This window comes from Afifella aestuarii (assembly GCF_004023665.1).
GTDB lineage: Bacteria > Pseudomonadota > Alphaproteobacteria > Rhizobiales > Afifellaceae > Afifella > Afifella aestuarii.
In genome coordinates this window covers 633,011-647,275 of record NZ_SAUF01000002.1, presented here as the reverse complement: position 1 = coordinate 647,275, position 14,265 = coordinate 633,011, and the positions used below count along the sequence as shown (strand labels likewise).

Here is a 14,265-nt window from a genome sequence, read left to right as displayed (position 1 = left end):
TCAGCCGACCAGCTTCGTACCACGGTAGATCTCGGCGAGTGTCGCATCGAAGCCGAAAGCCGGCAGACAGAGCCTGTCGTCCAGGGAGGTGAACTCCGTCATCTCCCATTCCGTTTCGCGTGACCACAGCCGCACCCTCACCTCGTCCTGCGCGACGGTGAGGCAATAGAGATTGTCGCGATGGCGCTGATAGAGCTCGATCTTGCGGGCGATCATCTCTGCAGTGTTGGACGGGGAAATCACTTCCGCGGCCAGGAAGAAGATTGTCGCATAATTCCCCGAAATTTCGGCTGTGGGCACGACCACGACATCGGGCTCAGGATTGAAATCGGCAACGCCGGCAATCCGCACTCCCATTTCCTCGAAGGCTTCCCACTCGGGATGGCTCATGGCCAGGGCATCATCCAGAAGTCGCGTCAGGCGTTTGCCGATCTTATGATGCTCGACATCAGGGGGAACCATCATCATGGCGAGGCCATCCACGAGCTGCCAGCGCTCTTCGTCCGGCCGCGTCATGTAGAATTCCAGAAACTGATCGGCCGTCCAGAGGCCCGAGCCGACCGGTTTTGCCGCCTTTGCCGGCGCGTTCATGACGCCCTCACCGTTCCTCGCGCGGACGATAATGGCCGGTTTCCGGATCCCGCACGAGAAGCTCGCCACGGTCGTCGGCCCGCACCTTCTCGGCGGCGCGCACCTCACGATCGACGCGCGCCATCTCCCGCTTCAGAACCTTGAACGCGTAATAGCCGCCGGCGGCGATCAATCCGAGAGCGATGAACTGGGGCATCGTTCTAACCTCCGAAACGCTGCCTGAGACTACGCTCTTCGAGCGTATCGAGGAAGCCCTCGCCCGCCGCAGCGGCCAGACCTGCACCGACGCGGCCGGGGCGCATGCCGAAGAAACTCTTCTCCGCGCCGATGAGTTTCAGGCGCACCTTGTCTCCGTACTTCTCGCGCAGCACGTGACGCATATCACCGAGACGATCCGCAAGCCCCAGCGAGACGGCCGTCTTGCCGGACCAGAAAAGCCCCGAAAAGATCTCGGGATCGTCGGCGAGCACGCTGCCGCGACGCTTCTTGACGAGATCGATGAAGAGCTCGTGCACCTCTTCCTGAATGACTTTGAGGCGGCGCACGTCTTCCGGCTTTTCCGGCTGGAACGGATCGAGGATCACCTTCGATTCCCCCGACGTATAAACGCGGCGCTCGACGCCGAGCTTGTGGATCGCATCGACGAAGCCGAACCCGGCCGAGACCACGCCGATCGAGCCGACGATCGAGGCCGGGTCGACGATGATCTCGTCGCCGGCACAGGCGATCATATAGCCGCCGGAGGCGCACACATCCTCCACGAAGATGAACACCCGCTTCTGCTTTTCCTCGGCGAGGGCGCGGATGCGCTTGTAGATCATGTGCGACTGAACCGGCGAGCCGCCTGGCGAATCGATGATGATCGCCACGGCCTCGGCCTTCTTGTTGTCGAAGGCCTTTTTCAACGGTCCCGCCACAGAGGCGAGCGTGAGACCCGGCCGGAAGCGGCTGCCCCGGCCGATCGTGCCCGACATTCTGATGACCGGAACCACGGGCTCAGCCTTGAATACGCCCGGCAGGAGACTGTGCAACCAATTCGCCATCTGTCTTCCAAACTCTCAAATTCATCAAAGATCGTCTCGGCAAGATGGTCATGCCGCGAGAATTTGCCAGATGCCGTGACGCTTCGGCGCTTTAAAGAAGACCGAAATCCGCCTCCCCGCGCAGGATCGCACCGGCCGCCTGCGTCCATGCCCCATCGGCTTCATGGAGGACGATGCCGGCGCCGAGCACCAGCGGTGCCTTCCCCTCAAGACGGGCCGAAACCAACACACGTCCCGCCGCCTCGCCTGCATGGGCATGAAACGGCAGGATTTTCATGCTGCCGAAGCGATGAGCCGCGAGTGCCTTCAAGATGGCGGCGAGCCGGTCGGCCCGATGGACGATGGCGATATCGCCCTTCCGAACGAGCAGAGACGAAGCCGCGGCAATCCAGCGCGGCAGAGGATCCACCTCGGCCTGATGCGCCACCCGGCGGCGCTGGTCGGGCGAGGCGCTCACTTCACAAGCAGCATAAAACGGCGGGTTCATGAGGACGAGATCGACGCGAGCTGAAAGAAGTCGCTCACCCAGTTGCGGCTCCGTCACATCGGCCGCCACAAACCTCACGCGCTCGGCGAAGGCCCGATTTGGCGGAAGCCGACGCGCCTCCTCGGCCTGGTGGGCCGCGACCTCGTCGATATCGACGCCGACGACCTCAAGCTCCGCAGCGCGAGCTGCAACCGAGAGCGCCACGGCGCCGGTGCCACAGCCGAACTCGACGCAGACACCTTTTCGCTGCGGCGAAACCGCCGCCTGCAACAAGGCTGCGTCCAATCCCGGCCGGTGGCCGCTCGCCGGTTTGACGAGCGCGATCCGCGCCCCCAGAAAGCCGTGCGTCTCGACCGTCCTCTCGTCTGCGCTCATCGCTCAATCGCTGCCGAGGCCCAGGGAAAACTCCTTGTCGAGCCCGGCATCGCGCAGGATCGCCTTCGCTTCGTCGCGGCGCGAGGCATCGACCAGAACGCGTCGCGGCAATATGCCGAGCGAGCCTTCCATGATGCTCATATTGGCGTCGACGACGGAGTAACGTATGTCGGCATCACGCAAAAGCGCCTCCACAAAAGAGATCAGCGCGAGGTCGTTGGTGCGGATAAGCTCTTCCATCCAGTCACGCTCCGGTCATATAGGGGCGGGTCATAAGGGGGCATGTGTAAAAGGGGGCAGTTGCCTGGATTCCGTCAGCCTTGTAGGGCGCGTGCAATCTGTCCCTTTGCGCGGCGGCTTATCCGTTCTACCCTTTGAAACAGCAAGGAGTTGTCAATTGGGCGTTATCCTCTCGCTCGGAGAGCGGAAAGCAGGCACGGCTTCGCTTGAACCGCTTGTGGAATGCACGCAAGACGGCATGGATGCGGTCAATCGCCTGATCCTAGAGCGGACCGGATCGCAAGTCACGCTGATACCGGAGGTGGCGCGCTATCTGGTCGATTCGGGCGGCAAGCGCATGCGGCCGATGCTGACCGTCGCCTGCGCGCGGGCGCTCGGCTATGAGGGCGAGGGCCATGTCCGCCTCGCCGCCGCCGTCGAATTCATGCACACGGCGACGCTTTTCCACGACGACGTCGTCGACGAAAGCAACACCCGCCGCGGCAAGCGCACGGCGCGTCTTCTGTGGGGCAACAAGGAAACCGTTCTCGTCGGCGATTTCTTGCTCGGCCAGGCCTTCAAGATGATGGTCGACGTCGGCTCGCTCGACGCGTTGCGCGTCCTCTCGGAGGCTTCCGCCACGATCGCCGAAGGCGAAGTGATGCAGCTCGGCACGGCCAAGAACACGGAAACGACGGAAGACGAGTATCTTGAGGTGATCCGCGGCAAGACGGCGGCCCTCTTCCAGGCTGCGGCCGAAGTCGGCCCGATCGTCGCCGGCGCCGACCGCGCCACCCGCGCTGCCTTCCGTTCGTTCGGCGCCAATCTCGGCATCGCCTTCCAGCTCATCGACGACGCGCTCGATTACGGCGGCGCCACACCGGCGCTCGGCAAAAATGTCGGCGACGATTTCCGTGAGGGTAAGCTCACTCTCCCGGTCGTGCTCGCCTATCGCCGTGGCTCGCCGGAGGATCGCGAATTCTGGCGCCGCACCCTCGTGGAAGGCCAGACCGACGACGAAGCTTTGGCAGGCGCCATGTCGCGTCTCGCCGAGACCTCGGCGCTCGCCGACACGGTCGATCGCGCCAAACATTACGGCGCCATGGCCCGCGACGCTCTCGCCCCGGCCCCGGAGAGCCCGGAAAAGGCGGCTCTCCTGGAAGCAGTTGAATTTTGCGTGGCGCGCGTTCATTGAGTCCTGGACTGGGAATTCTGCGAGTGCGGGGGCAAGGCAGGGTACCGGCAAGCCTGCCGGTGCCTATTTAATGGGGCCGGCGATAGCCAATTGTTTGACCGTGGACCCCAACTGGAGATCCCGCATGACATCTTTCCGGACCGTGCCAGCTTTGCGGCCTTTCGTTGCGGCCTGTCTGCTGGCCGCGGCCTTCGCGACCCCCGCCATGGCAGCGGCCAAGAGCGACGACGATCCGGTCGAGCTCACGAGCCTTGCCGGGATATTTCTCGCCGCGCGGGTGGCTGACGAAACCAAGGACGTCACGCATGGCGCGGAGTTCTACCAGCAGGCCTATGAAGCGGATCCGAACAACGCGGCCTGGCTGGAGCGCGCCGTCGTCCTGACCACCGCGGGGGGCGATCTGAAGACGGCACTGCCTATGGCGAAAATCCTCGTCAAGAAAGCGCCCGACAGTCAGATCGCGAGCTTCATCGTCACCGCGGATCTTCTCAAGCAGAAAAAGTTCGCAGCCTCGATCAAGACGCTTCAGGGCAACGATCAGGGCGCGCTCGCTGCATTGACGGCGACGCTCCTGAAAGCCTGGGCATTGACGGGCCAAGGCAAAACGGATGAGGCGATCGCCCTCGTCGACAGTCTGGAAGGCGAAAGCTGGTACGAGCCGTTCAAGCTCATCCATGCCGGCCTGATGGCCGACGTCGCCGGCAACACCGAAGATGCCCTTGCCCGTTTTGCGAAGGCCTACGAGCAGGACGGCAATTCCGTTCGCGTCGTGGAAGCCTATGCACGCGAACTGGCGCGCGCCGGCGATAAGGACAAAGCCAAAGAGATCCTGCAAGAGTATCTCGACCGCGCCCCGCGCAACCCGCTCGCCATCGACACGATGGCCGACATCGAATCCGGCAAGCCCGTCACGCAGGCGGTGAACACGCCCGTCGAGGGTGCGGCTGAAGCTTTCTCCGGCCTTGGGACCGCTCTCGGCCAGGAGGGCGGCTTCGAACTTTCAGCCGTCTATCTGCGTCTCGCCCTCTACATCGATCCCGACAGCGGCGGCGGTCTCGCAGCCCTGTCTCTCGGCGATATCCTGGATAGCAATGGTCTCGGCGATCAGGCAATCCAAGTGCTGGAGCAGATCCCGGCGCAATCGCCTTTCCGCCCGGTCGGCATTCTGCGAGCCGCAGTCGTTCTCGCGCAGCAGGATCGGATCGACGAAGCGAAGAAGGCGTTTGAGGAAGCGATCCGGAAAAATCCGGACGATCTCGCCGCCTACATCGCCTACGGCAACATGCAGCGCGCGAAAGAAAAGTACGAAGAAGCCGCCGACATCTACAGCCGCGCGATCGAGCATCTGGACGAGCCGGCTCGGGGCAACTGGACCCTGTTTTATTTCCGGGGCGTCGCCTATGAGCGGGCGAAGCAATGGGCGAAGGCGGAAGCGGACTTCAAGGAAGCCCTCGAACTGTTTCCGGACCAGCCGCTTGTTCTCAATTACCTCGGCTATTCCTGGGTCGATCAGGGCGTGCATCTCGACGAAGCCCTCGGCATGATCCAGAAAGCCGTCGATCTCCGGCCCAATGACGGTTTCATCGTCGATAGTCTCGGCTGGGCCTATTACAGGCTCGGGCGCTACGAAGACGCCGTCGAAGAATTGGAACGCGCCGTTTCCCTGGAGACCGCGGATCCCGTGATCAACGACCATCTGGGCGACGCCTACTGGAAGGTCGGTCGCAAGCTCGAAGCGCAGTTTCAGTGGCGCCATGCGCGCGACCTTGGCGCCAAACTCCCCGAGCTTGAGGTGATCAACCGCAAGATCGCTGCCGAGCGCCTGGTGGAAAGCGCCCCGCGCATCACGCCGACACCCGAGGCTGAACAGGATTCGAGCCGGACAAAAGCAGCGAAGCCTATCTCCTTCAGCGGTCCTGCCGATCAGGCGTCGGGAGCGCGCTGAGAGTTTCGTCTGGACCGGAGGGTTCTCTCTTGCCGACGTTTTGCCGTAAGGCGAGAGCCCTGCCTCTTTCATCGGTTCGGACGGTGAAGGGTCGCGCTCTTCTGCCTCACGAGCGGTGCTGGAGCAGTCCCCAACCGGCTGCTACATCTGAGAAGCTTTGAACGAAAACCTCCCTCCCGCCCTCGTGCGCACGGCACCTGCCAAGATCAATCTTGCTCTCCATGTGACCGGAAAGCGGGACGACGGCTATCATCTCCTCGATACGCTCGCCGTCTTTGCCGATCTTGGCGACGCGTTGAGCTTCGCCCCGGCCGAAGACTTCACGCTCAAGGTGAGCGGCAGGTTTGCGGAGATCGTCCCTGATGGAGCGGACAATCTCATCTTGCGCGCCGCCGAAGCGCTGAGGCAGGCCTCAGGCGCCAGGGCGGGCGCGCAGATTGCCATCACCAAAGAGATCCCCGCGGGCGCCGGGCTCGGAGGCGGCTCCTCCGATGCCTCGACCACGCTTCTGGCTCTCGCGGAGCTTTGGGGTGTCGGGATGTCGATGGACGAACTCGTGGCGCTCGGGGCGACGCTTGGTGCCGATGTCCCGATGGGGCTTTTCGGCAGAGCTCTGCGGGCGCGCGGAATCGGCGAAGAAATTACGCTTCTGCCTTCCCTGCCCGCTCTGCCGCTCGTGCTCGTCTGGCCGGCGCGGGTGGTTTCGACCGGCAAGGTGTTTCAGACGCTCGGTCAGCCGCCCGGACGCACTCTCCCAGAAGTGCCGGCCAACCTGGGCGATGCGCGCGCGGTCGCAGATTTCCTGAAGACCACGACAAACGACCTCGAAGCCCCGGCGATTGCGCTCGAGCCGGCGATCGGAGAGGTCCTAGAGACCCTGTCGAAAACGCATTGCCACCTTGCCCGCATGTCGGGCTCCGGTTCGGCCTGCTTTGCGATTTACGAGACGCTCGATGCGGCCGGCACCGCGGCCGAGACACTTGCCCGCGCGCATCCGCAATGGTGGGTCCGCGCAACCCTCGCTCGCTGAGAGCAGCACCAACACCCTCCCTCGCCGAAAGGATGCGCTCGAGTGCACCCGGGCGTTTGGTTAGCTTGACCCCTCGCCCTCCGCGTGGCAGGCAACGGCCACTATTTCCAAGAGCTACCGGTGATGAACGAAGCGGTTCCCGCGCATATGAGCCCGACGCGCTCCTTTCAGGGCTTGATCCTGACCTTGCAGCGTTACTGGGCCGACAAAGGCTGTGTCATTCTGCAGCCATACGACATGGAGGTGGGGGCAGGCACCTTCCACCCGGCCACGACCCTGCGATCGCTCGGTCCGCGGCCGTGGAAGGCTGCCTATGTGCAGCCCTCGCGTCGCCCGACTGACGGACGCTACGGCAAAAACCCGAACCGGCTGCAGCATTATTACCAGTACCAGGTGATCCTGAAGCCGTCGCCGCCCGATCTGCAGGCGCTTTACCTCGGCTCACTCGAGGCGATCGGCATCGACGCCTCCGTGCACGACATCCGTTTTGTGGAAGACGATTGGGAAAGCCCGACGCTCGGCGCCTGGGGGCTCGGCTGGGAATGCTGGTGCGACGGCATGGAAGTCTCGCAGTTCACCTATTTTCAGCAGGTCTGCGGCGTCGATTGCGCCCCCGTCTCCGGTGAGCTCACCTACGGGCTTGAGCGTCTCGCCATGTATGTGCAGGGCGTCGACAACGTCTACGACCTCAACTTCAACGGCCGCGAAGGCGCGGAGCGGGTCTCCTATGGCGACGTCTTTCTGCAGGCGGAGCAGGAATATTCGCGGCACAATTTCGAGCATGCCGACACCGGCAAGCTTCTGCGCCATTTCCAGGACGCCGAGGGCGAATGCGAAGCGCTGCTCGCGGCCGGGCGGGACGAGGCGGCGCGCAACGGCGGTCCGCACCGGATGGTGCTTCCCGCCTATGACCAGTGCATCAAGGCGAGCCACGTCTTCAATCTTCTCGATGCCCGCGGCGTGATCTCGCCCACGGAGCGGCAGAACTACATCCTGAGGGTCCGCTCCCTCGCCATCGCCTGCGGCGAGGCCTGGCTGATGACCGAGGCCGGAGGCGCCTGAGATGGCTGACACCGAGACCGAGCCGCAAGAGGCGGGAGTGACCTCGCCGACGCGCGTGCCGATGATCTTCTCCTGCGACAGCTGGACGGCGACCTTTCGATTCAACCGCTCCGGTCGCATGGAGAGCGAGGCGGCTTACGCGCTGGGCGAGATCGCCTACCGCATCGGCGACGAACCGCTCGTCAAGCGATCGGCGCGTCTCGCCATCGTCAAGCGCGACGCGAACCAGCGTCTGGAGCTGCGGCTGCGCGACAAGATGAGCCGTCTCGTCGTGCCGCTCGACGATTTCGCCATGCAGCGCATGCTGGAGCGGATGAAGGAATACGTCAGCGGCTACAACATGATCATGCGTGTCGTCTTCCAGGCGACCGACACGGATCTGCCGCAATATCTCGAAGCCGTCGACTTCAGTTTCTCCTCGCGGCCGCACGACGCCGCTGAGCCCGCCCCGGCGACCCCGGCGGCGGGCGATGACCATTGATCCGATCCCATGCCCGACCTTCTCATCGAACTCTTTTCTGAAGAAATTCCCGCGCGCATGCAGGCGCGTGCCGCCGAGGATCTGAAACGCCTCGTGACCGACGGTCTCGTCGAGGCCGGCCTCACCTATGAGGGCGCCAAGGGTTTCGCCACGCCGCGCCGTCTGGCGCTCACCGTTCACGGTGTGACGGCGCGTTCCGCCGACGTGAAGGAAGAGCGCAAAGGTCCGCGCGTGGGCGCACCGGAAAAGGCGCTCGAAGGCTTCCTGCGCTCTGCCGGCCTCGCCTCGATCGACGACGCGAAGATCGAAAGCGATCCCAAGAAAGGCGATTTCTATGTCGCCGTCATCGAAAAGCCCGGCCGGGCCGCCGAAGAGATCGTGGCGGAGCTCCTGCCGCAGGTGATCCGCAACTTCCCCTGGCCGAAGTCGATGCGCTGGGGAGCGGCTTCCGCCCCGAAAGATTCCCGCTTTGCGGACGCCGACGCGCTCGGCACCGGCTCGCTGCGCTGGGTGAGGCCCTTGCGCTCGATCCTGTGCATGTTCGGCCCGGAGACGGAAGACCCCGAAATCGTCTCCTTCAAGGTCGGCGATATCGAAGCCGGCAACGTCACCTATGGCCACCGCTTCATGGCGCCGGATGCAATCCGCGTACGTCGCTTCGACGATTACGTGCCGAAGCTTGAGGCCGCCAAAGTCGTCCTCGACCCGGAACGGCGCCGCAACATCATCGCCACGGAAGCCAAGAACCTCGCCTTCGCGCAGGGCTTCGAGGTGGTGGAAGATGCCGGGCTCATCGACGAGACGGCGGGGCTTGTCGAATGGCCCGTCGTTTTGATGGGTCGCTTCGACGAGGCCTTTCTGGAGATCCCCGAAGAGGTCATCCGCCTTACCATCCGCCAGAACCAGAAGTGTTTCGTGCTGCGCGGAGCGGACGGCGCGCTCACCAACCGCTTCCTCCTCGTCTCCAACATCGAGGCGCGCGACGGCGGCAAGGAGATTATCGCCGGCAACGAGCGCGTCATCGCGGCCCGCCTGTCCGACGCCCGCTTCTTCTACGAGCAGGATCTCGCCACGCCGCTCGGCGAATGGGGGGCGAAACTCGAGGCCGTCACCTTCCACGACAAGCTCGGCACTCAGGCGGAGCGCGTCGCCCGGATCGCGACGCTCGCCGGCGCGCTCGCCCCGGTGGTCGACGCCAAGGCCGAGGAAGCCGAACGCGCTGCAAAGCTTGCCAAAGCGGATCTGCCGACCGGCATGGTCGGCGAATTCCCGGAGCTTCAAGGCGTCATGGGCCGCTATTACGCCAAGGCGCAGGGCGAGGCTGCCAATGTCGCCGATGCGATCCGCGACCATTACAAGCCGCAGGGCCCAGGCGACGCCGTTCCCACAGAACCTGTCGCCATGGCGGTGGCGCTCGCCGACAAGCTCGACACGCTGACCGGCTTCTGGGCGATCGACGAAAAGCCGACCGGCTCGAAAGATCCGTTCGCGCTCCGTCGTGCCGCCCTCGGCGTCATCCGCATCGTGCTTGAAAACGGGCTCAGGCTGCCGCTTCTGCCGCTCTTCTCCAAGCGCCTGGACGAGACGACATCTGCCGATCTCCTCGCCTTCTTCGCGGACCGCCTCAAAGTGCATCTGCGCGATCAGGGCGCCCGCCACGATCTGATCGATGCCGTCTTCGCGCTGCCCGGGCAGGACGATCTCCTCATGGTCGTGCGCCGCGTGGAGGCGCTTGCCGGGCTTCTCGCCTCCGACGACGGCCAGAACCTCCTCACCTCCTATCGCCGCGCCGCCAACATTCTGCGCGCGGAGGAGAAGAAGGACGGCAAGAGCTACACGGGCGAGCCCGACCACGCCCTCATTCACGAGAAGGGCGAAGCGGCCGAGCGCGAGCTTCTCGCCGTCATCGAGAGCGTCGAGGTGCATGTCGAAAAGCATCTGAAGCTTGAGGATTTTTCAGGCGCGATGGGTTCGCTCGCCGAGCTCCGCCCGGCCGTCGACGCCTTCTTCGACCATGTGACGGTCAATGCGGATGATGCGCAGCTGCGCGAAAACCGGCTGAAGCTCCTCAACCGCATCCGCGAGGCGATGCACGGCGTCGCCGATTTTTCCAAGATCGGCGGCTGAGGGCACCAGGCAGAACGAAAGACATGGCGGCGGCCGCAGCGCCGCCGCGAACCGCTCGGTACATCACCAGAAGCGCCCTCGCCCGCCGCAGGAAAGCTTCAACACCACTGCGAGCGGCCGCTCAGGCCGCCCCCCGGCCCCCTCACGCATTGCGGCTCACCTCCAGCGCCGCGTTGATTGCCGCGCCGAGGTCCTCGTCGGAGACACTTTCGGGGAGGATGGTCGGCTTGATCCCGGGGACGGGTTCCCAAGTGCCACGGCCCGCATAGCGCCACGGATCGACGGATATCCGGCCGTCCTGCAACGTCAGACTGACCGAGCCTGAGCCTTCAAAAAGCGCCTTTTGCGTCCTGACGCGCGCATGAGCCATCTCCCGTGCAACATCTGCTCGAGTCTCTTCATCCGAGCCAAATCGAATGAGCCGCTCCCATTCCGGGTGGTCCGGCGTAATGAACCGGCTCGCTTGAAGCGCCTCCCGCGCTTCTCGTCCGATCTCAGCTGCGGGCATTTCGGGCGGGAATCGCTTGTCATATCCGTCCGGGTCCGCGTGGACTGAGCTGTAGACGGCCTGGGAGAAAATCAGAGTATGAGTCAGGAATGCGTGGATTTTCGCCCTCTTCCGCTCTTTCGGAGGGGATGGCTTAGGTTCGAACCGTCGTTCTCGGAGAATCCTGGCTCTGAGCTGCTCGATAGCGCGTTCACGGTTCATTTTATGAAAGTCACCTTGAGTTCAGCCCCCTGACCCTCAGCATACCTCACGGCACGTCGAAGCTGAACGATCTGCTCTCTGGACGTGCCTTCGGGAACTGCGAGCTCGATTTTCTTCTTCTGGATCTCCGTAACCTCGAAGCCTCGTCGTAAATCCTCCTTTCCATCGAAAGACTGCATTTTATCGACATATCTCTTGATGGCGGTGAAAATTTTACTTGGATTCTGCGAATATCCCGCTGCCCTTGTGTCAAGGGTTTTCGCGCTCGTAGCTGTCTTAGTGACGGGGTCGTAAAAATCGATCGTCTTGAAGTTTTGCGGCAAACGCTGGCCGAACTGGCCGGTCGCTTCCAGCGCGTCCTCCCAGGGAATTCCCTGCCCCTTGATGCCGCGTCCCCAGACGATGCCCGGATTGTCGATGACGTTGTGACCGACATGGCCAAGGCGGCGGCGAAGGCGAGCGGCTTCCCGCGTGATCGCCTCAGCCAGCGCCGTCGCATCGCCAGCCAGATTGGGCAGGCCCAGGAGCTTGCCGGCACGCAGCGCGAGGAACGGCGGCGGCACGTTGAGAAGGACGAGCGTGTCGACATAGGCGCGCTCGCGATAGGCCGCCTCGACCTCCTCGCGGGTGGCAAGCCCCTGGCGGTAGGCGTCTTCGAGAAGCCCCGGGCGTTTCTGCAGAGCAATCAGATAGGCGCCGAGCGCCTTTGCGAGCTCCAGAGCGTCACGAAAGAAGGTCTCTGCCCTGGCACGGGCGGCGTCGCGCACGCCTTCGAGCTCGGCACGCTCAGCATCGGAAAGCTCGCCCCGTGCCTCACGGCGTAGCAGAAAGACCAGCCGGCGCGCCGCCGGCACCTCTTCGACGGCTTCGCCGACCGAGCGAACGCTGTCGAGGACGGCTTCGACGACGCCGGCGACCGCAGCGGCGGCAAGGCTGAGGCGGTAGCGCAGGCCGGTGTCGGGCGGCGCGGCTTCTGCGGCAATCGGCTCGATGACCGGTTCGGCCCAGCAGCGGCAATTGTAGGCCTCGCCCGGAGGCCCCTCCTCCGGCGGCCCATTTCAGAAGACGGTTTGGCCAGAAGAAGACCTTGTCGTCGTTCTCGGCATGTGCGGGCCGGACGCGGGCATCGTCGCGCGAGCGCCAGACATAGCGATCGATGCCCAGGCCATGCTGCTGCACCTCGTTGAGGCGGCCGGCAAAGCGGCGAAACAACGTGTCTTCGACGCGCGCAAGAACGGCCTGACGCCGCGCTGGCGCGCCGCCCAGCCGGCGCTCGGCGGCCTTCTGACGGCGATCCCATTCGGCGAGCGTCTCGTCCTTGAGCCAGCTGACATCCGGCAGGTCGATGCGGCCTGGCGTGCGACGGGCGCCGGGCCGCATCTCGGCGTAGGCACGCGCGAAGGCGGCCCGCAGCATGGCGGCGTTGCGGTGAATCTCGGCATTGAGGCGCGCCGCAAAGCGCTGCCGTGCGGCAGCCGGTTCGGCAAAGCTCTTGGTGAGATACTCCCGACGGACGGAGTGCGCAGTCTTGAGCGCCTGGAGCTGCAGCCGGGCTGCGTAGTGGTTCGCCTTGAATCAGGCAGCGCTCGCTCAACCTGAAGCATAATCCCTCACCGCACTTCATCGACGGCGCGAAGTGTGAGGGAGGTTTGAGAGGCGGGGATAAGAATGGCGGCCTTGGAAATGGCCGCGTCTCAATGGGCAGGAAACGGCGGTTTCTCGCGCCTTTCGAGGGATCGCGGCCGCCGAGCCGCGCACTTTGTGCATGACGACGTTGCGTCAACCGTCTTGCACGGCGTTGATTTCGCCCCTATCTGAGTCGCATCCGGCACTGCCGGTTTTTGTTTGGCCCATCTTATGCTCAAACTGAGCATAAACATATAAACGGGAGGGGCGAGTATGGTTCAGGGTTCCAGCGCAGCGACCGCAATCGGCACGGGCGGGAATGTTTCGGCCGACACGGCGGCCGATCGTTACGGCGTGAAGCCTTACCCGGATCTCGCCTACACGCCGGAGATCGCCGAAGCGACGGCGCCGATTTACGAGAAGGTGCGCCATGTCATCCCGGCGATCGAATGGCCGGTGCACGCGCCTTACGTCTACCACATCAACCGCCTGAAGGCGGAGCGCGGGGCCATCATCCTCGCCCACAATTACCAGACGCCAGAGATCTATCACGGCGTTGCGGATATCGTCGGCGATTCCCTGCAGCTCGCGCAGGAAGCGGCGAAATCCCAGGCGGAGATCATCGTCCAGTGCGGCGTGCATTTCATGGCGGAAACCTCGAAGATCCTCTGCCCGGAAAAGACGGTGCTCATTCCCGACAGCCACGCCGGCTGCTCGCTCGCCGCCTCCATCACCGGCGAAGATGTGCGGCTTCTGCGCGAGGCGCATCCGGGCGTGCCGGTCGTCGCCTACGTCAACACGACCGCCGACGTGAAGGCGGAGGTCGACATCTGCTGCACCTCCTCCAACGCGCTCGAAGTGGTGGAAAGCCTCGGCGCCAAAGAGGTGATCATGCTGCCCGACCAGTATCTCGCCGCTTGGGTCGCCTCACAGACGGATGTGAAGATCATCACCTGGAACGGGGCCTGCGAGGTGCATGAGCGCTTCACCGGCGACGAGCTGCGCGCCTACCGCGAGGCCGATCCGTCGATCCGCATCATCGCGCATCCGGAATGTCCGCCCGACGTTCTCGCCGAAGCCGATTTCACCGGCTCGACGGCCAAGATGATAGGCTGGGTGCAGAAGGAAAACCCCGGCAAGGTGCTGATGGTGACCGAATGCTCCATGGCCGACAATGTCGCGAGCGAGGCGCCAGGGGTGGAATTCGTGCGCCCGTGCAATCTCTGCCCGCATATGAAGCGCATCCAGCTGCCGAAGATCCTCGATACCCTCGTCTATATGAGCGAGGAGGTCGTTCTCGACCCGATGATGGCGGCAAAGGCGCGCCGCTCGGTGGAGCGCATGGTCAATCTGAAGAGCTGAGTTCTGCCGTGGG

15 protein-coding genes are annotated in these 14,265 nt (G+C 64.0%); 8 read left to right on the top strand and 7 right to left on the bottom strand.

Annotation, left to right across the window (positions count from 1 at the left end; translation table 11 throughout):
• From EO094_RS11410 to EO094_RS11390, 5 genes are all read right to left on the bottom strand, one after another.
• Positions 1-591, bottom strand: coding sequence for a Uma2 family endonuclease (locus tag EO094_RS11410; RefSeq protein ID WP_128292419.1), 591 nt, complete (start codon positions 589-591; stop codon positions 1-3).
• Between the two features lie 7 nt (positions 592-598).
• Positions 599-787: a hypothetical protein gene (locus EO094_RS11405; protein ID WP_092809203.1), complete on the bottom strand. Its 189-nt coding sequence runs from the start codon at positions 785-787 to the stop codon at positions 599-601.
• A 4-nt stretch (positions 788-791) separates the two neighbouring features.
• Positions 792-1,634: a S49 family peptidase gene (locus EO094_RS11400; RefSeq protein WP_128292418.1), complete on the bottom strand. Its 843-nt coding sequence runs from the start codon at positions 1,632-1,634 to the stop codon at positions 792-794.
• Positions 1,635-1,725: 91 nt separating this feature from the next.
• The gene (locus tag EO094_RS11395; protein WP_128292417.1) at positions 1,726-2,496 is read right to left on the bottom strand and encodes a tRNA1(Val) (adenine(37)-N6)-methyltransferase; all 771 of its coding nucleotides are present in this window, start codon (positions 2,494-2,496) and stop codon (positions 1,726-1,728) included.
• A gap of 3 nt (positions 2,497-2,499) precedes the next feature.
• Complete coding sequence (locus EO094_RS11390; RefSeq protein ID WP_128292416.1) at positions 2,500-2,736, bottom strand: putative signal transducing protein; 237 nt, start codon at positions 2,734-2,736, stop codon at positions 2,500-2,502.
• 157 nt (positions 2,737-2,893) lie between these two features.
• Here EO094_RS11390 and EO094_RS11385 point away from each other — a divergent pair, with 157 nt between their 5' ends.
• From EO094_RS11385 to glyS, 6 genes are all read left to right on the top strand, one after another.
• Positions 2,894-3,910, top strand: coding sequence for a polyprenyl synthetase family protein (locus EO094_RS11385; RefSeq protein WP_128292415.1), 1,017 nt, complete (start codon positions 2,894-2,896; stop codon positions 3,908-3,910).
• Between the two features lie 124 nt (positions 3,911-4,034).
• Complete coding sequence (locus EO094_RS11380) at positions 4,035-5,855, top strand: tetratricopeptide repeat protein (RefSeq protein WP_164879638.1); 1,821 nt, start codon at positions 4,035-4,037, stop codon at positions 5,853-5,855.
• Between the two features lie 157 nt (positions 5,856-6,012).
• The gene (locus EO094_RS11375) at positions 6,013-6,885 is read left to right on the top strand and encodes a 4-(cytidine 5'-diphospho)-2-C-methyl-D-erythritol kinase (protein WP_246008475.1); all 873 of its coding nucleotides are present in this window, start codon (positions 6,013-6,015) and stop codon (positions 6,883-6,885) included.
• 123 nt (positions 6,886-7,008) lie between these two features.
• Positions 7,009-7,947: a glycine--tRNA ligase subunit alpha gene (locus EO094_RS11370; protein ID WP_092809197.1), complete on the top strand. Its 939-nt coding sequence runs from the start codon at positions 7,009-7,011 to the stop codon at positions 7,945-7,947.
• Position 7,948: 1 nt separating this feature from the next.
• A complete protein-coding gene (locus EO094_RS11365; RefSeq protein ID WP_128292413.1) occupies positions 7,949-8,428 on the top strand; it encodes a hypothetical protein in 480 nt (159 codons plus the stop codon).
• A 9-nt stretch (positions 8,429-8,437) separates the two neighbouring features.
• Positions 8,438-10,555: a glycine--tRNA ligase subunit beta gene (glyS, locus tag EO094_RS11360; RefSeq protein ID WP_128292412.1), complete on the top strand. Its 2,118-nt coding sequence runs from the start codon at positions 8,438-8,440 to the stop codon at positions 10,553-10,555.
• Positions 10,556-10,697: 142 nt separating this feature from the next.
• On the opposite strand, the gene EO094_RS11355 is transcribed toward glyS, so the two are convergent.
• Both EO094_RS11355 and EO094_RS11350 read right to left on the bottom strand, forming a co-directional pair.
• The gene (locus EO094_RS11355) at positions 10,698-11,264 is read right to left on the bottom strand and encodes a contact-dependent growth inhibition system immunity protein (RefSeq protein ID WP_128292411.1); all 567 of its coding nucleotides are present in this window, start codon (positions 11,262-11,264) and stop codon (positions 10,698-10,700) included.
• Positions 11,261-12,118: an endonuclease toxin domain-containing protein gene (locus tag EO094_RS11350; protein ID WP_128292410.1), complete on the bottom strand. Its 858-nt coding sequence runs from the start codon at positions 12,116-12,118 to the stop codon at positions 11,261-11,263. The genes EO094_RS11355 and EO094_RS11350 overlap by 4 nt, the downstream gene beginning before the upstream one ends.
• 313 nt (positions 12,119-12,431) lie before the next feature.
• Here EO094_RS11350 and EO094_RS11345 point away from each other — a divergent pair, with 313 nt between their 5' ends.
• Both EO094_RS11345 and nadA read left to right on the top strand, forming a co-directional pair.
• Positions 12,432-12,863 carry a hypothetical protein gene (locus EO094_RS11345; protein ID WP_128292409.1) on the top strand — a complete coding sequence of 144 codons (432 nt, stop codon included), beginning with the start codon at positions 12,432-12,434 and terminating at the stop codon, positions 12,861-12,863.
• Positions 12,864-13,163: 300 nt separating this feature from the next.
• The gene (gene nadA / locus EO094_RS11340; RefSeq protein ID WP_128292408.1) at positions 13,164-14,252 is read left to right on the top strand and encodes a quinolinate synthase NadA; all 1,089 of its coding nucleotides are present in this window, start codon (positions 13,164-13,166) and stop codon (positions 14,250-14,252) included.
• Positions 14,253-14,265 lie beyond the last annotated feature (13 nt).